This window comes from Corynebacterium sp. MSK204, from assembly GCF_030229885.1.
In the GTDB taxonomy this organism is placed as follows: Bacteria; Actinomycetota; Actinomycetes; order Mycobacteriales; family Mycobacteriaceae; genus Corynebacterium.
Genome location: NZ_JASPGQ010000057.1, coordinates 1 through 559, shown reverse-complemented (window position 1 = coordinate 559; position 559 = coordinate 1). Strand labels below are relative to the sequence as shown.

1 pseudogene is annotated in these 559 nt (G+C 50.4%); it reads left to right on the top strand.

Annotated elements, in window-relative coordinates:
• Positions 1-52 precede the first annotated feature (52 nt).
• Positions 53-559 (top strand): annotated as a pseudogene (locus QP908_RS11765) (transposase); the annotation flags it as partial.

Genomic DNA, 559 nt, shown 5'->3' with positions numbered 1-559 from the left:
GGACACCTGATATCCAGCCCAGTCGGGCTGGGAAGAAAGGTAATCTACCACCATGTCCAGGTACTCCGAACAGTTCAAACGCGATGCTGTGGCCCTCTATGAGAACAATGAGGACCTCTCGCTCAACGCAGCATCAGCAGAGCTCGGTATCAACCGTGCCTCGCTGCATTCTTGGGTCAAGAAGTACGGCACCGGAAAGCGTGCGCGCATTAAAGCTGTGCATGATAAAGCCCAAACGGCGAATAATTCCGAACGGATCCGCCAACTAGAAAAAGAGGTCTCTAAGCTACGCGAAGAACGCGATATCCTGCGCAAGGCCGCGAAATATTTTGCCGAAGAGACTCACTGGTGATCCGCTTCCAGTTTGTCTATGACCACCGAACCGAGTATTCGGTCAAGCGGATGTGTCACGTGTTAAAGCTGAATCGTTCCTCGTTTTATAAATGGGTGCAAACCCGCGAAAAGCGCAGGTTAAAAATGTATTCCGATGCCGCTATTGGTGCAAAAATCAAGACCACTTTTGATGATGAGCACGGGCTTTATGGTGCTAAACGCATCG